Annotated in this window: 19 protein-coding genes; 11 read left to right on the forward strand and 8 right to left on the reverse strand. The window is 60.9% G+C overall.

The genetic code is table 11. From position 1 onward, the window contains the following. Positions 1-21 precede the first annotated feature (21 nt). The 5 genes from O4G74_RS03265 to O4G74_RS03285 all read left to right on the forward strand — a co-directional run bounded on the left by O4G74_RS03265 (position 22) and on the right by O4G74_RS03285 (position 2744). Positions 22-531, forward strand: a complete 510-nt coding sequence (locus O4G74_RS03265; RefSeq protein WP_269401231.1) for a prolyl-tRNA synthetase associated domain-containing protein — start codon at positions 22-24, stop codon at positions 529-531. Positions 532-537: 6 nt separating this feature from the next. Beyond that, positions 538-1518: a thioredoxin gene (trxA, locus tag O4G74_RS03270; protein WP_269401232.1), complete on the forward strand. Its 981-nt coding sequence runs from the start codon at positions 538-540 to the stop codon at positions 1516-1518. A gap of 61 nt (positions 1519-1579) precedes the next feature. Continuing rightward, positions 1580-2230, forward strand: coding sequence for an LON peptidase substrate-binding domain-containing protein (locus tag O4G74_RS03275; RefSeq protein WP_269401233.1), 651 nt, complete (start codon positions 1580-1582; stop codon positions 2228-2230). Then, positions 2227-2445 carry a Trm112 family protein gene (locus O4G74_RS03280; RefSeq protein ID WP_269401234.1) on the forward strand — a complete coding sequence of 73 codons (219 nt, stop codon included), beginning with the start codon at positions 2227-2229 and terminating at the stop codon, positions 2443-2445. The genes O4G74_RS03275 and O4G74_RS03280 overlap by 4 nt, the downstream gene beginning before the upstream one ends. Beyond that, on the forward strand, positions 2442-2744 hold the full coding sequence (locus O4G74_RS03285) for a DUF971 domain-containing protein (RefSeq protein WP_269401235.1): 303 nt from the start codon (positions 2442-2444) through the stop codon (positions 2742-2744). Before O4G74_RS03280 ends, O4G74_RS03285 begins: the two co-directional genes overlap by 4 nt. On the opposite strand, the gene O4G74_RS03290 is transcribed toward O4G74_RS03285, so the two are convergent. Further along, positions 2741-3979, reverse strand: a complete 1239-nt coding sequence (locus O4G74_RS03290; protein WP_269401236.1) for an FAD-dependent oxidoreductase — start codon at positions 3977-3979, stop codon at positions 2741-2743. The two genes, O4G74_RS03285 and O4G74_RS03290, sit on opposite strands and share 4 nt — an antisense overlap. Before the next feature lie 187 nt (positions 3980-4166). On the opposite strand from O4G74_RS03290, the gene amt reads away from it, so the two are divergent. The 3 genes from amt (at position 4167) to O4G74_RS03305 (ending at position 9046) form a co-directional block, all read left to right on the forward strand. Next, complete coding sequence (gene amt, locus O4G74_RS03295; RefSeq protein ID WP_269401237.1) at positions 4167-5492, forward strand: ammonium transporter; 1326 nt, start codon at positions 4167-4169, stop codon at positions 5490-5492. 190 nt (positions 5493-5682) lie between these two features. Next, positions 5683-8097: an FtsK/SpoIIIE family DNA translocase gene (locus O4G74_RS03300; RefSeq protein WP_269401238.1), complete on the forward strand. Its 2415-nt coding sequence runs from the start codon at positions 5683-5685 to the stop codon at positions 8095-8097. 112 nt (positions 8098-8209) lie between these two features. Continuing rightward, on the forward strand, positions 8210-9046 hold the full coding sequence (locus O4G74_RS03305) for a LolA family protein (RefSeq protein WP_269401239.1): 837 nt from the start codon (positions 8210-8212) through the stop codon (positions 9044-9046). A 79-nt stretch (positions 9047-9125) separates the two neighbouring features. Here O4G74_RS03305 and msrA read toward each other — a convergent pair whose 3' ends face one another. Both msrA and O4G74_RS03315 read right to left on the reverse strand, forming a co-directional pair. Continuing rightward, entirely contained in the window at positions 9126-9797 is a 672-nt protein-coding gene (gene msrA, locus O4G74_RS03310; protein WP_269401240.1) for a peptide-methionine (S)-S-oxide reductase MsrA, read from the reverse strand. A gap of 133 nt (positions 9798-9930) precedes the next feature. Further along, positions 9931-10683 carry a YebC/PmpR family DNA-binding transcriptional regulator gene (locus tag O4G74_RS03315; RefSeq protein WP_269401241.1) on the reverse strand — a complete coding sequence of 251 codons (753 nt, stop codon included), beginning with the start codon at positions 10681-10683 and terminating at the stop codon, positions 9931-9933. A 149-nt stretch (positions 10684-10832) separates the two neighbouring features. Between O4G74_RS03315 and O4G74_RS03320 the strand changes: the two genes are divergently transcribed. Continuing rightward, positions 10833-11666, forward strand: coding sequence for an EAL domain-containing protein (locus O4G74_RS03320; protein WP_269401242.1), 834 nt, complete (start codon positions 10833-10835; stop codon positions 11664-11666). A 3-nt stretch (positions 11667-11669) separates the two neighbouring features. Here O4G74_RS03320 and O4G74_RS03325 read toward each other — a convergent pair whose 3' ends face one another. Next, positions 11670-12494 carry a TIGR00282 family metallophosphoesterase gene (locus O4G74_RS03325; RefSeq protein WP_269401243.1) on the reverse strand — a complete coding sequence of 275 codons (825 nt, stop codon included), beginning with the start codon at positions 12492-12494 and terminating at the stop codon, positions 11670-11672. A 92-nt stretch (positions 12495-12586) separates the two neighbouring features. Continuing rightward, positions 12587-14158, reverse strand: coding sequence for a hypothetical protein (locus tag O4G74_RS03330; RefSeq protein ID WP_269401244.1), 1572 nt, complete (start codon positions 14156-14158; stop codon positions 12587-12589). A gap of 63 nt (positions 14159-14221) precedes the next feature. Here O4G74_RS03330 and O4G74_RS03335 point away from each other — a divergent pair, with 63 nt between their 5' ends. Further along, entirely contained in the window at positions 14222-14941 is a 720-nt protein-coding gene (locus O4G74_RS03335) for a M48 family metallopeptidase (RefSeq protein ID WP_269401245.1), read from the forward strand. Here the strand turns inward: O4G74_RS03335 and O4G74_RS03340 are convergent. From O4G74_RS03340 to O4G74_RS03350, 3 genes are all read right to left on the reverse strand, one after another. Then, positions 14938-16866 (reverse strand): cation:proton antiporter, encoded by a 1929-nt coding sequence (locus tag O4G74_RS03340; RefSeq protein ID WP_269401246.1) that lies wholly within the window; start codon positions 16864-16866, stop codon positions 14938-14940. The genes O4G74_RS03335 and O4G74_RS03340 overlap by 4 nt on opposite strands. Before the next feature lie 26 nt (positions 16867-16892). Beyond that, positions 16893-17417 (reverse strand): hypothetical protein, encoded by a 525-nt coding sequence (locus O4G74_RS03345; protein WP_269401247.1) that lies wholly within the window; start codon positions 17415-17417, stop codon positions 16893-16895. A gap of 92 nt (positions 17418-17509) precedes the next feature. Then, positions 17510-18400, reverse strand: a complete 891-nt coding sequence (locus O4G74_RS03350) for a motility-associated protein (RefSeq protein WP_269401248.1) — start codon at positions 18398-18400, stop codon at positions 17510-17512. A gap of 134 nt (positions 18401-18534) precedes the next feature. Here O4G74_RS03350 and O4G74_RS03355 point away from each other — a divergent pair, with 134 nt between their 5' ends. Beyond that, positions 18535-19827, forward strand: a complete 1293-nt coding sequence (locus tag O4G74_RS03355; RefSeq protein WP_269401249.1) for an MFS transporter — start codon at positions 18535-18537, stop codon at positions 19825-19827. Position 19828 lies beyond the last annotated feature (1 nt).

The raw sequence follows: 19828 nt of genomic DNA on the forward strand, positions 1-19828 counted from the left end.
CTGATTGCCTGAAAGACCGCTATGCCCGCAAGCCCTGACGACCTCTTTGCCTATCTCGACCAGCTCGGCCTCGGCCATGAAACGCGCTGGCACGAGGCGACCTTCACCGTGGAAGAAGGGCGCGAGCTGAAAGAGACGATGCCGGGCGGGCATACGAAGAATTTGTTCATGAAGGACAAGGACGGGGTCATCGTCCTCATCTCGGCGCATGCAGACAGCGAGCTGAGGCTGAACCAGCTGCACAAGCTGATCGGGACACGGCGCCTGTCCTTTGCGAGCGGCGAGCTGATGGAAGAGCTACTCGGCGTAACGCCCGGCTCTGTCACTGGCTTCGCGCTGATGAACGACAAGGATCAAAAGGTCCGCTTCATCGTCGATGCGGCCCTGATGGCGTTCGACACGCTGAATTTCCATCCGCTGGTGAATACCGGCACGACGGCCATTTCACGCGACGATTTCAAGCGGTTCGTTGAGGCGACCGGTCATGACCTCACCGTGGTGGACTTTGCAGCTCTCCTGCCAGACGAATAAGCCCGCATGGGGGATGTTGTTTTTTCCGCGCCGAAGACCCAAGTTCCGCGTCAGAAAATTCCGAAAGGCGAAAGCGAAATGGAAGACATCACCATTGGGCCAGCCGGCGGCGCTGGCGGCAATATCAAGGACTCCACCGACCAGGACTTCATGGCCGATGTGGTCGAGGCGTCCAAGCAGGCGCCAGTACTGGTCGACTTCTGGGCACCATGGTGTGGCCCGTGTAAGTCGCTGACCCCGGTTCTGGAGAAAGTGGTCAACGAGCAGCAAGGCAAGGTCAAACTCGTCAAGGTCAACATTGACGAGAACCCGGGCATTGCAGGCCAGCTTGGCGTGCGATCCATTCCGGCTGTTTTCGCCTTCGATAATGGCCGCCCGGTCGATGCCTTTCAGGGCGCGCTTCCTGAGAGCCAGCTGAAGCAGTTCATCGAAAAGCTGCTCGGCGGGACCGATGAAGGCCAGCAGATCCAGGAAGCGATCGAGCATGCAGACGGGCTTTTGCAGGCCGGTGATGCCGGTCAGGCCGCACAGATCTATGGCGCGATCATCGAACGCGACCCGAAGAACATCCCGGCAATCGTTGGCTTGGCGCGTTGCTATCTCGCCAATGACGACCCGGACCGCGCCTCGCAAATCCTCGACATGGCTGGCCCTGACCGCCAGATGGATCCGGCGATCAAGAGCGTGCGCACGGCAATCGAGCTGATGGCTGACGCGCCTAAGGATAGCGAGCTCGACGCGCTGATCGACAAGGTCACTGCGGACCGGGCAAATCACGCGCTTCGCCTTGAGCTTGCCGAAGCGTTAATGGCGCGTGGGCGCAACAAGGAAGCGGCCGACCACCTTCTGAAGATCCTCTCGGATGATCTTGAGTGGGGAGAGGGCAAGGCGAAAGCCAAGCTGCTCGAATTGTTCGAGGCTGCAGGCCCTAAAGACCCCGCCACTATTGAGGGTCGCAGGCGCCTGTCCTCATTGATGTTCGCCTAAGGCCTCGACATCGTCTGTCGGCGCGCCATGTCCTCAGTCTGGACGGGAAAGGGCCTGACATATGATGAGGCATGGCTACAGGAAGGTAGAAGACCTGCCGGAAACGCTCGCCGTTTTTCCGCTTACGGGCGCGTTGTTGTTTCCGCGCTGGTCTCTGCCGCTCAACATTTTTGAGCCGCGTTATCTGAACATGATTGATGACGCGCTATCAGGCTCTCGTCTGATTGGCATGATCCAGCCGGTTGGGGGCGACAAGATACATCCGAAACTGGCCGGCGTTGGCTGTGCCGGGCGGCTGACGAGCTATTCGGAGACGGATGACGGGCGCTATCTGATCAGCCTGACGGGAATCTGCCGCTTCAGGCTTCGCAGCGAACTCGATGTCACGTCGCCCTATCGGCAGGTGGCGCCCGACTGGTCTCCCTATGCGGACGACCTTGCTGAGCCTGATCTTGATAATCTGCCGGATCGGCAAAAGCTGGCCAGCGCCCTCAAGAAGTACGTGGCGAGCCATGCAATGGACGTCGACTGGGATGCTGTCGAAAGCGCACCGATAGAGACACTTGTCCATGCACTGTCAGCCGGGTGCCCGTTCGCGCCGATGGAAAAGCAGGCACTGCTCGAGGCCAACACGGTCGCGGCGCGGTGCCGCGCCCTGATCGCTCTGCTTGACATGGACGCGCCCGGTGATGATTCCTCGACACTCCAATGACGAGTGAAACCGAGATCCACGTGACTGAGACAAAGACCGATCCGCGCCTGCTGGAGCAGCTGATCTGCCCGGTCACACGTACGCCGCTGACTTATGATCGTGAGCGTCAGGAGCTTGTCTCCAAGCGTGCGGGGCTGGCCTATCCGATCCGCGACGGCTTGCCCATCATGCTGGAAAACGAGGCGCGCGTGCTCGATGAGGCGACCGGCAAATGAGTGTGATGCCGTGGCCGCAGGAGCTGCGGTTCCGCAAGGGGGCTGCAGAGCTTTCCATCACGTTCGAGGACGGGCTGGACGCTGCCATTCCCTATAAGCGCCTGCGCGAGGAGAGCCCTTCCGCAGAAGTGCGCGGTCATGGATCAGGCCCGCGCCCACCTCAGCCACCGGTGCCTGACGATATCTCCGTCACCAAGGCTGACCCTGTCGGACGCTATGCCGTGCGGATCCATTTCAGCGACGGCCATTCCAGCGGGCTTTACACCTGGCAGCATCTGCGCGATCTCGCAGCCGCTTAGCTTCCCGAAAATCTATATTGCATGAGCGGCGGGAGGTCTGGCGATGAAGCGCTGGCCAGCGCCGCCAGCCTGTGGCGCATCGGTGAGAGCGCGCTCGCCGCAAGCAGCCCAAGCGTGCGGACAGGCTTGGTCATCATCATGTCATTGGAGAACAACCGGTCAATGGCATCGAGCGCCAGAGACGCTGTGTTCGCGTCGAAGCGGCGTGCCGTTTCATAAAGGGAAAGCGACTGGGCTGCACCGATGTCGAGACCCGCGCGGTCACTGTTGACCAGAACTTCGTGCAGGGCTGCCACATCGCGGAAACCCTGATTGAGCCCTTGCCCGGCCAGCGGATTGATCCGTCGGGCAGCATCCCCGACCAGCGCGACCCGGTCGGCGACCATATGCTCTGCGATCTGCAGGATGAGCGGATAGGAGCCCATCGGCCCGTCAATCTTCATCTCGCCCGCAAATTCGGCAAAGCGGTGGTTCAGCTCCGCTTCGACCTCTTCCGGCGAGAGCTTGGCGAGCGCTTCAGGTGCGCCGCGCTTCATATACCAGGCGAGGTTCGCCCTATCTCCGCGCAGTGGCAGGGTGGCGAAGGGGCCTTCAGGGGTGAAGAGCTGGCGGGCGACGCCCTCATGCGGCTGGGACAGGATCACATTCGCTGCGAAGACGGACTTGCCGTAGTCACGGCCTTCGACGGTGATGCCTGCCGCATTGCGCACCGGGGAATTCATGCCGTCAGCGCCGACGAGAAGACGGGCCGTAATGGCGCTGCCGTCTTCGAGATGCACCGTGATGTGGCCGGGTTCGGCTTTCGCACCGCTGAAGCGGGCGGGCGCAAGCTTCTTGATCCGCTCTTCAGCTTCGACAGCCTTATCAAGCGCGGCCTGCAAGACGATTGCTTCAATCATATGGCCGAGCGTTTCGCCCTCTTCGCGGTGGATGAGGTCTTCGTCCCCGAAGAGGACCGACGGCGCGCCAAACCAGTGCGTGCCGCCATCGACTGCTTCCAGTCCGTGCAGCGGCTGGGTCTCTCCAGCGATATGTTCTGCAATGCCTATTGCAGTCAGCAGCCGCCAGCTGCCCGTCACCACCGCGAAGTTGCGGGTATCGGGCCGCGCCTTTGCTGCTGGGTCGCGCGCATCGATCAGTGTGATGTCAAAGCCTGCGCCCGCAAGGGCCAGGGCGAGAGACGCGCCAGCCGGTCCAGCGCCGACGATTGCGATTTCGGTATCGAGGTGAGCCATTGATGAAAGACTTAGGATCACGGCTGCTTCCGGTCCAGAGGTGACGCAGAAGCGGGCTTTTGCGCCGCAGCGTGCACGATTTTTAGTCAAACGATGAAGCGCCCATTAAGTGCGCGCCCGCCGTGCTGGTGCGGAATGAGGCAAGTCCCTTTAGTCGGCCCGTCATACCAATCAATGGGAGAAGGGCATGAACAGTATGGTTAAAAGGGCAATTCGGGGGCTCGCGGCTATGCCGGCCGCTGCCGCCCTGGCGCTGGGCGCCTCTGCGCAGGAGGCGTCTGAAGTCAGCGCCTATGTCGATAATAGCTATCTCTTTCTTATCGGCGGCCTGATCGTCATGTTCATGGCTGCCGGCTTCTGTATGCTGGAAGCCGGTCTGGTGCGGAAGAAAAACGCTGCCATGCAGTCGGTGAAGAACGTCGCGCTCTTCTCAGTTGCGGGCATCATGTTCTGGCTTCTCGGCTACAACATGGCTTATCCGGGCGATACGGTCGGTGGCTGGATCGGTATTCCGTCTTTCGTCTGGTCGCCTGAAGAAGACCTCGCGACAGGCTATGCTGCCTCGTCGGACTGGTTCTTCCAGATGGTGTTCGTTGCAACGGCAGCGTCCATCGTATCCGGTACGGTTGCCGAGCGTGTGAAACTCTGGCCGTTCCTGATGTTCACCGCTGTGCTGACCGCTTTCATCTATCCGGTCGTTGCATCGTGGGAATGGGGCGGCGGCGCTCTGGACTCCCAGTTCGCATTCTCTGACTTTGCTGGGTCTACCCTGGTGCACTCCACCGGCGGCTGGGCAGCGCTTGTCGGCGCCATCATCATCGGCCCGCGTGCGGGCAAGTTCGTCAACGGTACGGTCCACCCGATGCCAGGTTCAAATATCCCGCTCGCAGCGTTGGGTACGTTCATCCTCTGGTTCGGCTGGTTCGGCTTCAACGGCGCCTCGCAGCTTGCTGCTGGCACGTTTGACGACATCAATTCGGTCGCCAACATCTTCGCCAATACCAACATGGCCGCTTGCGGTGGTGTTCTCGGTGCGATGTTCCTGACCGGTATCCTCTACAAGGGCAAGATCGACGCAACCATGGCCTTCAACGGTGCCATTGGTGGTCTCGTCTCCATCACCGCAGAACCGCTGGCGCCTTCGATGGGTGCTTCCATCCTGATCGGTGCTATCGGCGGCATGCTTGTGGTCGTCACGGTGCCACTGCTCGACAAGCTCCGCATCGACGATGTGGTCGGCGCAATCCCGGCTCACCTCGTCTGCGGCATCTGGGGCACGATGATCGTTCCATTCTCCTATGCGAACGATATCGGCCTCAACGAAGCAGGTAACCCAAGCTATTTCGGCCAGTTCGTCGGCGTTGCGGCTTGCGCGATCTTCGTCTCTGTCGTGTCCACCGTCGTGTGGCTCGCGCTGAAGATGACGACCGGCGTGCGTCCGACCGAGGAAGAAGAAATCATGGGTCTCGACAAGAGCGAAATCGGTCTCGAGGCCTACCCAGAATTCAGCTGAGGCTGAATACCTCGCTTCATTCGAAGCGTTTCCTCCCAGACTTCCCCGGCCAGTCTTCTGGCCGGGGATTTTTTATTGTGGAAGGTGAGCAAGTCGTTGCCGTCGCCTGCTCACTTGTTTGCTGTGTGTTAAGGCCAAGCTGCGAGGTTGCAGCCAGACAGTCCTTCTGAACCGATGGAAGCAACCTGCCATGGCGACAACCAGCGCTGAAACGCACACTGGCCTCTCCCGCGAAGTATCCGATCCGGCCTGGCGTATCCTGACCGGGACGGCCGCCTTCGCGATCGGCGTTTTCCTGTGCGGCAGTGTCGGCACGCACGAGCCGACCGACCCGAGCCTCAACGCAGCAACCGGCATCGAAGTCTCAAACCTCTTCGGCAATAGCGGCGCAATCGTCGCTGACCTCGCGCTTCAGACTTTTGGCTTCTCGGCCTGGATGGCGGGCCTCTGCCTGATGATTGGCGGCGCGATGCGCGCTGTCCTGATCGGCGCGCCGCGCATCCGGCGCTGGTTTTATGGCGTTGCCTTCGTTCCGGTGCTGGCCGCCACGCTTTCGGCTTTTCCTGTGCCGGCCTCCTGGCCGTTCTGGACAGGGATGGGCGGCATGGTGGGTGACGGGCTTTTCGGCCTGGTCGTCATGCCATTCAAGGCACTGTTGCTGCCCGCGCCCGGTTTTCTGGCCGGACTGGCCCTTGGGATTGCGGCGTTCCTGCTTGGCAGCGCGGCGCTCGGCTTCCGGCGCGGTGATGCAAGCCTCCTGCAGTCTGCGGCGAGCACATCAGGACAGCGCGCCCTCTCGCGCCTTGGCAGCGCAGCGGGTGGTGTTGCCCGGCTCTTCGGCGGTTTCGTTGGTAAACCGCGACGGCATGAAGGCGCTGATGAGGGTGATGACTATGAAAGTGCTGCGCGTAGCCTCGGTCCCGCCCCGCAGTTTGATGACGAAGATGACGCCTTCGACGCGTATGACGATGTTGATGACGAGGCGCCCGAAGAGGCGATGCCCCGCGCCGCCACACGGCCAAAAGTGTCCGCGCCTCAGGCGCCGCAACCTGTTGCCCACCCCACCACAAAGAGCGGAAAGCGCAAGCGTCCGCGTACCCTGCCATCGCTGGATCTTCTTGGCTCTCCGCCTGCACGACGCGGCTCTGTGGACGAGGACAGTCTGCTGGCCAAGGCGAACCGTCTCGCCGAAGTGCTTCGTGAGTTCGGCGTGCGCGGCCGCATCAAGGAAGTGCGCCCGGGCCCGGTCGTTACCCTGTTCGAGCTTGAGCCTGCAGCCGGTGTGAAATCAGCACGCGTCATCTCGCTTGCCGACGACATCGCTCGCTCGATGAGCGCCGTGTCGGCGCGCGTCGCGGTCATTCCGGGCAAGAATGCAATTGGTATCGAGCTGCCGAATGAAGAGCGCGAGACGGTCTATCTACGCTCGCTCCTCTCGGCGAAGGCGTATGCCGAGAACAAATCGCCGCTCCCCATGGCACTTGGCGAAGATATTGGCGGCACGCCCACCGTGGTTGACCTCTCAAAGATGCCGCACCTGCTCATCGCGGGCACGACCGGCTCCGGTAAATCGGTTGGCGTCAATGCGATGATCCTGTCGCTGCTTTATCGTCTGACGCCGGAACAGTGCCGATTCATCATGATCGACCCCAAAATGCTGGAACTGTCGATCTATGAAGGTATCCCGCACCTTCTCGCCCCGGTCGTCACCGACCCGAAAAAGGCAGTGAACGCGCTGCAATGGGCCGTACGTGAGATGGAGAGCCGCTACGAGCTCATGTCCAAGGCCGGCGTGCGTAACCTTGCTGGCTTCAATGAGAAGGCCGCGCGCTACCGTGAGAAGGGCGACCAGCTCACCCGCAAGGTGCAGACCGGGTACGATGAGCGCGGCAAGCCAGCCTATGAGACCGAAATCCTGCCGCTGGAGCATATCTCGAACATCGTCGTCGTGATCGACGAGATGGCCGACCTGATGATGGTTGCGGGCAAGGAGATTGAAGGATGCATCCAGCGCCTCGCGCAAATGGCGCGTGCGGCCGGGATCCACCTGATTACCGCGACCCAGCGTCCGTCTGTCGATGTCATCACAGGCACGATCAAGGCGAACTTCCCGACCCGTATTTCCTACATGGTCACGACCAAGATCGACTCGCGCACCATTCTCGGTGAGCAGGGCGCCGAGCAGCTGCTCGGCATGGGTGACCTGCTCTATCAGGCGGCCGGCGTCAAAACCAAGCGCCTGCACGGGCCATTTGTCTCCGATGATGAAGTCGAGGCGGTTGTCGGCTGGCTGAAAGAGCAGGGTGAGCCTGACTATAACGAAGCCATCCTTGAAGAGCCTGAAGAAGGCGGCACGGGCAGCGCGATTATGGATGCGATGCTGGGTGTTTCCTCCGGCGATGGCGATGATGATCTCTATGCGCAGGCGATGGCCGTCGTGATCCGCGACAAGCGCGCTTCGACCTCCTACATCCAGCGCCGCTTGAAGATCGGCTATAACAAGGCCGCAACCCTGATCGAGCGACTGGAAGAAGAGGGGGTCATCTCCGCCCCCAATCATGCTGGTAAGCGCGAGATCCTGGCGCGCGATACGCCGTCGGACTGAGCCGATCAAAGCTGAACGAGTTACAACGAAACGGGGCGGAAATACCTTATTTCAGCCCTGTTTTACCGCCTGATCGAGGCCTATGTTTCGTGGCCAAGACAGGAGAACGACAATGACGTCTCTATTTCCAGCGCTCGCCGCCTTTCTCGCCATCGGGACGGGGCCCTTTGCGCTTACAACCGAACTCAGCGCTGTCAGCCAGCAGCCACTGGCCTGGCGTGTCGCCAATGACGCGGCGGTCAGCAGTGTTGCTGTCGCCCCGGTCGCACAGGCTGCGCAGGGCGAGATTGTTCTCGCGCAGGCTGACGCAGACGAAACACCAGTCACGGGCGTTGCCCCAGAACCAAAAGCCCCACGCGCAGAGGCTGCGCCGGTACGGGCTGAATCCGGCGCGGTGTCTGCGACAGAACGCCGTGCCATCCTGAAAGCTGCTGGCGACTCTCTCGCAGCCGCGAAAACGGCGCGCGGACGCTTCGTCCAGCTCGCGCCAAATGGCTCTGTTACAAAGGGCGATTTTGCCCTCCAACGCCCCGGCCGGATGCGTTTTGATTACGATGATCCGACGCCGATCCTGATCGTTGCGAATGGCACGACGGTGGCTATGGAAGACAGCGACCTTGAGACAGTGGACCGCGTGCCGCTTTCCTCGACACCGCTCGGCCTCGTCCTCGACGATGAGCTCGACTTCGAAACCGAAGCGCGCGTTACGGACGTCCAGAAGACGACCAGCGAGATTGCCATCACGATGGAAGACCGCCGCGGCGAAGCGGAAGGCGTTCTGACGCTCTATTTCGATCCGGCAAGCTACCAGCTCACCAGCTGGCGGACGCTGGATGCGAACCAGCAGGTTACCCGCGTGGTGCTTGAGGACATCGAGACCAATGTGCGTCTCAACCCGCGCCTCTTCCGACTGGATGATCCAGCCGACGAAGAGGAAGACGAGCGCTAGTCGCTTCGCCTTTCAATCAAAGAAAACCCCGCAGCCATGAGGCTCGCGGGGTTTTTTGCATGGCTGAAATTTGGGGAGCCTAGCTTGCGCTTTCTGGAAGCTGCATGGCTTCGTCGCCCCACAGCTCTTCCAGACGCGCATCGCGCCCGCAGCCCTGACGATAGAAGCGGTATTTCACGGGCGTCGTCTTGTAGTAGTTCTGGTGGTAGTCTTCCGCTTCCCAGAAGGTTGCCTCGTCGAGCACGCGCGTGACGACCGGGCCGGGGAGGACGCCTGAGGCCTCAATCTCTTTGATCTCGCTTTCCACGATGGCGCGTTCGTCTTCGTCTTCGACGAATACGGCGGACAGATAGCTTGAGCCCTTGTCGCAGAACTGGCCGCGATCATCAGTTGGGTCAATCGTGCGGAAGTAATAGTCGACCAGCTCTTCATAACTGACCCGGGACGGCTCGTAAGTTACCTGTACGGCCTCATAATGGCCGGTATCGCCGCCGGTGACCTGCCTGTAGCTCGGATTATCGACCGTGCCGCCTGTATAGCCGGACACTGTAGCGACGACGCCATCGACCTTGTCAAAATCAGCTTCCGTGCACCAGAAGCAGCCGCCCGCAAAAATGGCGGATTCCGTGTTTGCGGCCTGTAGCGGCGGAGGCGTGTCGGACTGTTCCGCCATAGCGGACCAGACGAAGGCACCGCCTGCAGCAGCCAGGCCAGCGCCAATGGCAATAATCGTCGTATTCGAAAACTTCATGAGCGTTGTTTCCCGTGGGGAAGTCCTGTGTCTCCATCCATATGGACAGGCAGGCGGGAATTGCGAGCAAGCTCCAGCAGCGCTCACGCAATGGTGACCGCGCCGTGTGCAGTTGGTTGAAGCGCTGGCGGGACTAGCCTGCCAGCCGCTCCATCTCTGCTTCTGACAATTCGGAATTGTCGTAGACGTTCTGGACGTCGTCGAGCTCATCGAGGACATCGAGCAGCTTCATCAGCGTGTCGGCCTGATCGCCTTCGACGGGAACATTGTTCTGCGGCTTCCAGATCAGCTTCGTCGATTTGGCTTCAACTTCGCCAAACTTGCCCTCAAGCGTGGAGGCGACGTCCATCAGGTCTTCGCGTTCTGTATAGATCCAGTGACCTTCCTCGTCGCTTTCGACGTCGGTCGCGCCTGCTTCGATGGCCGCTTCCATCACCGCCATCTCATCGCCAGCCTCAGTCGGATACTCGATCTCGCCAACTTGGTCGAAGCCGAAAGAAACCGACCCGGTTTCGCCGAGATTGCCGCCATTTTTGGAGAAGGCCGCGCGGATTTCACTGGCTGCGCGGTTCTTGTTGTCGGTAGAAGCCTCGACGATGATGCCGACGCCGCCCGGCCCGAAGCCCTCATAGCGGATGTCGTAATACTCTTCGCCGCCGCCGCCCTGGCCCTTGTCGACCGCGCGCTTGATGTTGTCCTTGGGCATGGACTGGCCGCGCGCATTATTTATGGCCAGGCGCAGGCGCGGATTGGCATCAGGGTCTGGGCCGCCGAGCTTGGAGGCGATGGTGATTTCCTTGGACAGGCGCGCAAAGAGGGCCGCGCGCTTCTTGTCCTGCGCGCCCTTACGGTGCTGGATATTGGCCCATTTCGAATGTCCGGCCATGACGTCCTCGCAAAACTGTCTGGTTCTGTTGATTGCTCGCGCCGGGATAGATCAGGCGCGGGCGTTTTGAAAGCCAAGGATGCAGACCCGGCAAACGACAATCAAGTATTAACGCGGTTCATGTACGCTACAATCTGAGCGGAGGTCCCATGAGACTTGATCAATTGACGACAAGAATTGTCGAACTGGATGGCGGTCACCGTACCTTTGATTTTGGAACGTTCCAGTTGCATTCGGCCTTCCAGCCAATTTACGAAATCAGCCGCAGTTCAGGCGCGCTTTATGGTGTTGAGGCGCTTGCGCGTCCCATGTTGGGTGCGCAATCGGTCGAGCCGCCAGCCTTTTTTGCACGGCTCGAGGGCTGGGACCGGTTCATTGCCGACTGGGCGTGCCTTTGCGTTCACCTCGCCAATGCGGCGGCCTGGCAACTCGGTGAGACGCGTCTTTTCGTCAATCTGAACCCGCACTCCTGCAGTTATCGCGATCAGATGATCACGGGTATCGAGCAGTACTGCGACCTGATTGCCGACTATGGTCTGCGACGCGACAAGGTCGTCTTCGAAATCACCGAAGGCGCCGACTGCCCGCGGTCTGACCTGCTTGCGGTGGTCGAGAAGCTTCGCGCGCTCGGCTTCGGTATCGCCATTGACGATTTCGGGCGCGGCAAGTCCGACCTGCTGCGCGTCATCGAACTTCGACCTGACATCGTCAAGATCGATGCTGGCTGGTTCCGCAAGATGATGGAAAACGAGGCGAGCCAGCAGTTTGCCCACTCCATCATTCAGAAACTGCACGGTCTGGGCACGCACCTCCTGTTTGAAAGCGTGGAGACCCCGCGTGAGTTACACTGGGCACGCGATTGCGCCGGTTCGCTCATTCAGGGCTGGCTGTTCGGCAAGGCGACCAATATGGGCGAAGCAGCGAGCAGGAAAAGCGTAAAGATGCCCGACGAAGACACGCGAAGAGCCCGCAACCGGGCCTGACGTCTAGTTGGCAGGAATATGCTCTGCCAGCCGGCCGCCGATGCGGATCGGCTCTATGCGTTTTGCAAGGCCGGTGCGGTCATCTGTTTCGACATAGACGCCGCATAGCGTGCCTTCGCCGAGGGCGGGTGCGTAACGCTCACCGGGGAGCTGGGTCGCAAAGCGCTGGACGGAGTTTTCCTTCCGCATGCCAATGACGCTGTCATAGTCCCCGCACATGCCGGCATCGGTCTGATAACCCGTCCCGGCTTCAAGGATCATCAGGTCTGCGGTCGGCACATGTGTGTGGCTGCCGACGACAAGGCTGGCGCGGCCGTCGCAGTGATGGCCCATCGCCATCTTCTCACTGGTTGCTTCGCAATGCATGTCGACGATCATGGCATCGACGGCGAGGCCGAGCGGCATGTCGTCGAGGATGCGGTCTGCATGCTGGAAAGCGTTCTCCAGCTGCTGCTTCATGAAGACATTGCCCTGCAATTGGGCGACGCCGACGCGGCGGCCATCGTCCAGAACAAAGACGTGCGCGCCCTTTCCGGGAGCGCCAGCCGCGACAGGATAGTTTGCAGGGCGCAGGAGGCGCGGTTCACGGGCGATAAAAGTAAGCGCCTCGCGCTGATCCCATGCGTGGTCGCCGAGCGTCAGGCAGTCGGCACCGGCATTGAAGAAATCATTGGCGATGGATTCAGTCAGGCCGAAGCCACCTGCCGCATTTTCCCCGTTCACGACGACGAAGTCGAGCTTCAGGTCACGGCGCAGGCCCGGTAGATAGTCGACCACAGCTGCGCGGCCCGGCTTGCCGACCACATCTCCAAAATATGCGAGTTTCATGGGCGATAGCTATGGGCCCTTGCCCCCCAAAAGAAAAGGCGCGCCCTCAGTTGCCCGGGGCGCGCCTTCACATGTCAGACGAGGTCTGAGGCCTATTCGTTGGAAGCCGAAAGACCAAGATAGTCTTTGGTCAGCATGCTTGGATCTTCCATCGCAGCCACGCTCTCCATGGAGATCGGCTCTTCAGGATCGAGCATGATGGTCAGCGTCTTCGGCTCCTGGATGAAGGAGGAAAGCGCCGTACCGACTTCGGTGGCAATCGCAGTGTCCACGCCGGCCTGCTGGGCCATGAGCGGCGCCATACCCATCATCTGGGCGACCTGCGCACGCATCTGGGCGGGGTCCTGACCCTGCTGCGTGGCGACAACGTTGAAAACGCGATCGACCAGACCGTCATCCGTGATGCGCATTTCGAAATTGCCAATCTGAAGCGCGCTCAGCGCTTGCTGCATGACCATCGGATCAGGCTCACCACCTTCGGCGAGGTTTTCCATATCCATGGAAGCGGCCAGCTGCTGGTTGAATTCCGAATAGCCGATGAACTCACCGCCATAGGAGAAGCGGGCGCCATCGACGAGCTCGAAATAGTTGTCTGCAGCTTCGGAGGTCAGAATGTCTGCATCCGGGTTGTACTGGCTGTTGCCGGCACCGCGGATTTCGATGCCATCATAGCCGAGCATGCTGAAACCCTGCGCAAGGCCTGCACCGACCTCACCACCATCGGCATCTGCGTCGAGCGTCATGCTGAACGGCTCGACGACATAGCTGACAGGCTGGCCATCATCATTGCGTTCGACATAGGCGTCCATGGACGGCATGGCGAAGTTCATGCCTTCGCCTTCGAAGGTCAGATTGTCGAGCGTGAAACGATCATAGCCTGGCTCCATCGGGTTCTGCATCATGGCGCTCATGATTGCTGCACCCATGGCGTCTTCGTCCCCTGCATTCTGCTGGATGGCAGACAGGAAGCTGAGGTCGCTACCAGCGATCGACATGGAGTCGACGCCGCCTTTGAAGTTCATCTCGTCTTCGCCGATGATGTCGAAGGTTACACCGGTCAGCTCTGCGAGAGCTGCGCGCTGGTTTTCAACGTCGCGCAGCTGAAGGGAAGAGACAGCAAAAGTGCCTTCTCCGTCCGTGCCGGAGAATTCGCCGGAAAGGTCAGAAATCGACCATGCGTCGAAGGAGATTTCCTCGACAGCCGGGAAGTCGGCAGGCTCACCCGTGCCGAGTGCAGACGCCACCCAGGCCGCGAGTGCTGGGGACGGGTTGATCAGTTCGATCTCGCTAACGCCCATATTGGTCGTGTCAGCAGCTTCCGGGTCACTCATGGACAGGCCCGAAAAGCTCATGCGTGAGAACGAAGCCTGACCGTCGACCATGTCGAGGCCTTCGAATACCAGCGAATCGGCCGTGAAGCCTTCCATGCCCTGGACGCTGATGTCGGAGAAGGTTGCCGACGCGCCGTCGACTTCCTTGCTGGCGTAAGTGATCATGCCGTCGCCGGAATTGGTCAGCATCATCGCAGAGATGACGTCCGGAGCTTCGGCAGCGTCGCCGTCCCGCAGTGTGATTTCGCTGATGTCTTCTGGCGTATCGACGCCCGTCTGGTCGCATGCGGTCAGAATGGAGATCGCCGCAACGCCGCAGAGCAGATATTTCATGATGGTTCCCCTGATGTCATAAGATGGGTGTAGGCTCATCGCGCCTTCAGTTTGAGACTTATCATGTTTTTCGATAAATGCCAGCCTCTGACCCTGTCCGCTTCAGACGGCCAGAACATAACTGTCCGCATTGAGATTAACCCGCGCGCAAAGCGGCTGATTCTCCGTCTGGATGAGGCGAATCGCGAAGCCGTGGCCGTCGCTCCGTCGAAACGACATCTGAAGGCAGCAGCACAGTTTGCCACTGATCGGCGCGACTGGATTGCAGCCCGTCTTGCGCAACTGCCGCAACAGACTGGGCTGGTCGAGGGCGCTCTGTTCAATTTGCGCGGCGCGCCGTGCGAGATCACCCTGGAGGGTCCAGGGCGGCGAGCATCGCTTGCGCCTGGACCGCCGCAGCAGCTTTCCCTGCCGGGCGACCCCGAAACCGTCAGTCGCCGTGCCGCGCGCTACCTCAAGAAAGCAGCCCGCGAGGATCTTGCAGACGCCGTTGAGCGCCATTGCGCGACCTTGGGCGTTGCGGCCAGAAAAGTCAGCGTCAAGGATACGCGCTCGCGCTGGGGCTCCTGCACGTCAGATGGCGGACTGGCTTTTTCGTGGCGCCTCATCATGGCCCCGCACAGCGTACTCGACTATGTCGCCGCACATGAGTGCGCGCACCTGCTTGAGATGAACCATAGCCCGCGCTTCTGGGCGCATGTGGCGAGATGTTGTCCGGACTGGAAGAAGGAACGCGACTGGCTACGTCGCCATGGCCGCGCCCTTCACGCCGTGACTGTCTAGGCTTTCTGGGGCTCGCCTGTTTTGGGATCAGAAGAGGATGGTTCTTCCGCTGGCGCGGATGTCTGCGGCTGTTGGTCAGGTGCGAAGCTGATTATGGTCGCGCCATCCCCGCCGCGCGCTTCCCGGCTTGGGCCGAGCAGGACGAGCGTGCCATCCGAACGGATCTCGGCAACGAGGTCGCCTTTTGGCCTGTCCGCCAGATACTGTTCCAGCGTATATTTCTCAGTGAGCCGCGTGCGGGAGAAATTCCAGCCGCGATACTGGTCCCGGATCAAGCCATCATAAGTGCGTCCACGCTTGATGAGCGTGCGCCCGCGAGCAGAGGAACCCACTGACTTGTCATCGGTCTCATCGCCTTCGGAAAGCGAGAGTTGATAGACGCGGTGGCGACCGACTTCCGGCGCAAACTGGCTGCAGACGAGCGCATTGTGGCTGTCATTGGTCGACAGTGCCACCACTGTGTCGAAGCGTGAATGGTCCAGACGGATCTCTGCGTCCTCGGACAATACTTCGCCCAGGAAGGTATCGAGACCCGCCTCACGCGCCGGGCGCAGGCGCCGATAGTTGCTGTCGGCAACGATGACGTCGATCTTCACTGATTTCAGCGCCTTGGCGAACTCCACACTCCAGGAGTTTGCGCCTACCAGAAGCACGCCCGGCTTTTCCGAACGGGCCAGGCCAAGCTTGCGAGCGAGCGGCCCGATGGTGAAACCGTGCAGAACAACGGTGGTGAACACCATTGCAAAGGCGAGGGGCACGATCTGGTCTGCGCCGGAGAAGTAGAATCGGCCCTCGCGCGACAGGTCGACGAGCAGCGAGCCAAATAGGCCCGAGACAGCGACGGCCACGATACCGCGCGGAGCGATCCAGCCCAGGAGAAGCGCTTCCTTGCGGTTCAGCGTACCGGCCGTTGCAATCCATACCGATAGCGGTCGCACGACAAAGAGCATCGCCAGAAGGAAGAACAGCGTATTGAGGTTGAGCGCCGAAGAAATGATCGTGGGTGTCAGGTCCGCCGTCAGGATGACGAAGACGCCAGAGACGAGCAGGACGGCGATGTCTTCCTTGAACTTTCTAAGCTCGGAAAGGTCAGCCAGCTTCGAATTGGCGAGCGTCATGCCGTAGGCGGTGACAGCAACGAGGCCGATTTCCTTCTCGACCTGTTCGGCCAGCGCGTAACACAGAATGATCGACGCAAAGATGAGCGGCGCTTTCAGGTATTCTGGTGTCCAGCCTGCGCGGAAGGCGCGCGAAATACCGAGGCCGAAGATGATGCCGAGGGCGACGCCGATGCCTGCAGCCGCGAGGATCCAGACGCCTGCGCCGACGATAGAATCCCCATGGCTTGCCACGCGGATCACTTCATAAGCGGCGACAGCAAACAGGGCACCAATCGGGTCATTGACGATGCCTTCCCATTTCAGGAACTGGGCAGGCCTGCCGGAGAGCTTGGACTGGCGCATCAGCGGCATGATCACGGTCGGGCCGGTAACGACCATGACGCCCGCAAAGACGATTGCACTTGCCCAATCGAGGCCAGCGGCATAGCGCGCGGCCAAAGAGCCAAGCAGCCAGGCGAGCGGGCCGCCAAAGAACACCACGCGGCGCACGGCGGCGCCTGCATCCCGCAAATTCTCGAATTTCAGGATTAGCCCGCCTTCAAACAGGATGACCGCGACACACAGTGACACGATGGGCCGTAGCAGATCCCCAAATGTCGAGGACGGATCGAGCAGTGGGTCGCCGAAGATAAGTGACCAGACCGGCCCTGCGGCCAGCCCGGCCAGGGCCATCAGAACGATTGCAGGGGCCTGAAGCCGCCAGGCAAGCCACTGGGCACCGAGACCGAGCGCGCCGATAAGGGCGCAGGCAAAAATCAGGCTGTCAGAGCCTGTGCCCGCGAGAATGAGGTTCAAATCCGGCATGGGTTTTTACTTGGGGTCCGTACGTTTCAGACGTTGGCGACAGTATCTTCGCGCGAGAAATCGAAACCGATTTCGCGCGTGCCGTATTCGCCGGCCTCGTAATGATCAATCTTTTCCTGAAACCAGCTGGTCAGGTGATTAAAGAGATATCCGAAAAGACGCGTTGAATCCTCTTCTGCAAGGGGCAGTGCCAAGGTAAATGACTCTCCGCCCTGGATGTCCAGCACAAACCGGTCGCCGATCTTCTGGCACTGGGTGGTGATGCGAATCCAGTCAGTGCCGCCAGTGACCCGAACAGCAAGTCCGAAGGCAATCGGTCCAAGCGGTCGAAAGCCGCGCGGCGGGACGGAAAACGCCTGATCGCCATAGGGTTTCGGCTCAAAATTGCCGACAGGCGGTACGAGCTGGACACAGACACCATCGGAGGCATCCAGATAGTCGCAGAAGCCTGCGCGGACTTCCTCAGCGAGCTGGCGCACGCGCGCATAGTTTTCGGCCGCAAGATCCTGATAGGTCTTTGCGATGGCCTTCAATTCGTCGAAACGCGACACGTGAGACCCTCCCCGTGGTTTCTCATCAGGCGGGAAACTAGGGGTGTGCGCCTACTATTGCGAGTCGGCGCATGAATTTAGTCGCTGAGGGGTCAGGCGGCGCGACTGTTTCGGCGCTGTGAGGGGAAGGTCTCGACGTTGGAGCTTGGTCCGTCCACGTCTTCGACAGACGGCCGCAGGTGAACCGGCAGACCGGCGCGCGCAAGTTCAATAGCGGTGCCGGGGGCCACGCCTTCATGCCAGGCCGTAATGACCGTCCGGATCGTTTCCAGAAATTGCATTTCCTCGTCCACGACCTGCCCGAAGCGGGCGGCGATGGGCCCGACCAGGCCATAGGCAAGGAAGACGCCAAGGAATGTGCCGAGAAGCGCTGTGGCGATCATCGGGCCGAGAACGTCCGGAGACTGATCGATCAGGCTCATCGTCTTGATGATACCAAGGACCGCCGCCACGATTCCAAGTGCGGGCAGGGCATCTGCTAGCGAGTTCAGCGCGGCCACGGCGCGGTGCCGGGTTCGCGCGGCAGAGGCGACCGCATCTTCAAGATGCGCGGCAACTGGTGACTTGCCCCCGGGGTTGAGGGCGTGGATGCGAAGACTGTCAGTAATCATCGAGGTCGCCGTGCGGTCAGCCAGAAGGCGCGGACGGCTGGCAAACAGCTCTGAGCGTTCCGGTGTTTCAATGTCGGCTTCAATGGCGATCATGCCGCCCTGGCGGGCCCGGCGCATCAGATCGTTAAGGCCACTGAGCAGATCCGCATAGTCAGCCTTTTTCCACTTGGCGCCCCGCATGGATTTGACCATCCCGGCAAGCGCGGCGCCCGCCACTCTCGGTGAATTGCCTATCACGAGCGTGCCGAGACCGGCCCCGCCAATCAGGGCCAGTTCGAATGGCAGCGCGCTGAACAGGGCCGGGCTTCCTGTAAAAAGGAGCGCCCCTGCAATCAGGGCAGTGACCAGAACAAGGCCGATAAGTTGAAACATTCACGGGTCTCCGCAGGCGGGTTCAAAGCTGCTTCTATCGCGGCAGGCTTTAAATAAGGTTTCCGGACGACAGGATGCGTCCCATGACGCGACGGGGCGCTTGAATTTTCCAGCGGCGAGGCCGAAGAGAAGTGATGACCGACACGCCCTCACCACAGCTTGGACATGACCGGCCGGACCGCCGCGGCGCCTTCCGGCTGCTTTTCTTCGCGCTTCTGGCGGTCGGGGCGGGCAATACGATGCTGGTCAGCGCAATCCTGCCGCCGCTTTCGCGAGACCTTGGCCTGCCTGACTGGATGGCAGGGGCGATCTTCTCGCTCTCGGCGGCGCTCTGGGCGATCACCTCGTCCTTCTGGGGGCGCAAGAGTAATGACTGGGGCAGGCGCCCTGTCGCCGCGCTCGGTATGCTCGGCTTTTCGGTGTCGATGTTGCTTTTTGGGACTAGCGCCGCGCTCGCCATGGCAGGTTACCTGCAGAGCTCGCTCGTCATCTTCGTTTGCCTGCTCGCCTCGCGGACGCTGTTCGGCCTGTTGGGGTCTGGTACGAACCCGGCGGCGCAGGCCTATATCGCCGACAGGACCAGCCGTGACAAACGCACAGAGGAAATCGCCTCGCTGACTTCGGGCTTCAGCTTTGGCGCTGTGGCAGGCCCCGCCTTCGCGGCGGCTGCGGGCGCCGTGTTTGGCCTGCTGACCCCCGTCTTCATGATCAGCGCAGCAGCGGCAGTCCTCTCCTTCCTGATCTATACGCGCCTTCCGGAAAAGACCGCCCCGCGAAAAGAGGCGGGCCTCAAATCAACCGGCAAGAAGGAGGGCGACGGGCTGTGGCGCGATCCGCGGGTGCTGCCTTACCTGATCTTCGCGGTAGGTCTGTCCGTTGTGACCGGTGTTCTGACCCAGACCTTCGCCTTCGCCATCATGGACAAGATCGGCGTCGACGGGGCTGAAGCAATGCAGTTCACTGGCCCGGCCTATACGGTTGGCGCCGCCGGCACGCTGATTTCGCAGCTCGTCATCATTCCGCGCCTAAAGATGACCAACCGCACGCTGATGGTGACCGGGGCGCTTACGCTGTCTGTCGGTGCTTTTCTCATCGTGCCAACCAATGAATTCGCGGTGCTCGTGCTCGCGCAATTTTTTGTCGGGATCGGTCAGGGCCTTGCGCGCCCCGGCTTCTCCAGCGGCGCGTCGCTCTCTGTCGGCTCCAGCCTTCAGGGCAATGTCGCAGGCCTCGTCATCTCGGCGAACGGGACCGGTTTTATCGTCAGTCCGTTCTTCGGCCCATGGATGTATGAGAACGTTCACCAGAGCGCGCCTTTCATCGGCGCGGGTGTCGTGCTCGTCCTGATGGCCTTCTTTGCCCGCCGCGTCTTTCCGGCCAATCAGGTCTATCAGGACGATGACGATCAGCCGGAAATTTACGACTAGG

This window comes from Henriciella marina (genome assembly GCF_027213945.1).
GTDB classification, from domain to species: domain Bacteria; phylum Pseudomonadota; class Alphaproteobacteria; order Caulobacterales; family Hyphomonadaceae; genus Henriciella; species Henriciella marina_A.

Bases quoted from the DNA above. Each gene is read 5' to 3' on its own strand.
- O4G74_RS03305 (WP_269401239.1), top strand. From the start codon at position 8,210: ATGACGTCTCTATTTCCAGCGCTCGCCGCCTTTCTCGCCATCGGGACG.
- trxA (WP_269401232.1), top strand. From the start codon at position 538: ATGGGGGATGTTGTTTTTTCCGCGCCGAAGACCCAAGTTCCGCGTCAG.
- amt (WP_269401237.1), top strand. From the start codon at position 4,167: ATGAACAGTATGGTTAAAAGGGCAATTCGGGGGCTCGCGGCTATGCCG.
- O4G74_RS03275 (WP_269401233.1), top strand. From the start codon at position 1,580: ATGATGAGGCATGGCTACAGGAAGGTAGAAGACCTGCCGGAAACGCTC.
- O4G74_RS03315 (WP_269401241.1), bottom strand. From the start codon at position 10,683: ATGGCCGGACATTCGAAATGGGCCAATATCCAGCACCGTAAGGGCGCG.
- O4G74_RS03355 (WP_269401249.1), top strand. From the start codon at position 18,535: ATGACCGACACGCCCTCACCACAGCTTGGACATGACCGGCCGGACCGC.
- O4G74_RS03340 (WP_269401246.1), bottom strand. From the start codon at position 16,866: ATGCCGGATTTGAACCTCATTCTCGCGGGCACAGGCTCTGACAGCCTG.
- O4G74_RS03300 (WP_269401238.1), top strand. From the start codon at position 5,683: ATGGCGACAACCAGCGCTGAAACGCACACTGGCCTCTCCCGCGAAGTA.
- msrA (WP_269401240.1), bottom strand. From the start codon at position 9,797: ATGAAGTTTTCGAATACGACGATTATTGCCATTGGCGCTGGCCTGGCT.
- O4G74_RS03290 (WP_269401236.1), bottom strand. From the start codon at position 3,979: ATGGCTCACCTCGATACCGAAATCGCAATCGTCGGCGCTGGACCGGCT.
- O4G74_RS03325 (WP_269401243.1), bottom strand. From the start codon at position 12,494: ATGAAACTCGCATATTTTGGAGATGTGGTCGGCAAGCCGGGCCGCGCA.
- O4G74_RS03265 (WP_269401231.1), top strand. From the start codon at position 22: ATGCCCGCAAGCCCTGACGACCTCTTTGCCTATCTCGACCAGCTCGGC.
- O4G74_RS03350 (WP_269401248.1), bottom strand. From the start codon at position 18,400: ATGTTTCAACTTATCGGCCTTGTTCTGGTCACTGCCCTGATTGCAGGG.
- O4G74_RS03330 (WP_269401244.1), bottom strand. From the start codon at position 14,158: ATGAAATATCTGCTCTGCGGCGTTGCGGCGATCTCCATTCTGACCGCA.
- O4G74_RS03335 (WP_269401245.1), top strand. From the start codon at position 14,222: ATGTTTTTCGATAAATGCCAGCCTCTGACCCTGTCCGCTTCAGACGGC.
- O4G74_RS03320 (WP_269401242.1), top strand. From the start codon at position 10,833: ATGAGACTTGATCAATTGACGACAAGAATTGTCGAACTGGATGGCGGT.
- O4G74_RS03285 (WP_269401235.1), top strand. From the start codon at position 2,442: ATGAGTGTGATGCCGTGGCCGCAGGAGCTGCGGTTCCGCAAGGGGGCT.
- O4G74_RS03280 (WP_269401234.1), top strand. From the start codon at position 2,227: ATGACGAGTGAAACCGAGATCCACGTGACTGAGACAAAGACCGATCCG.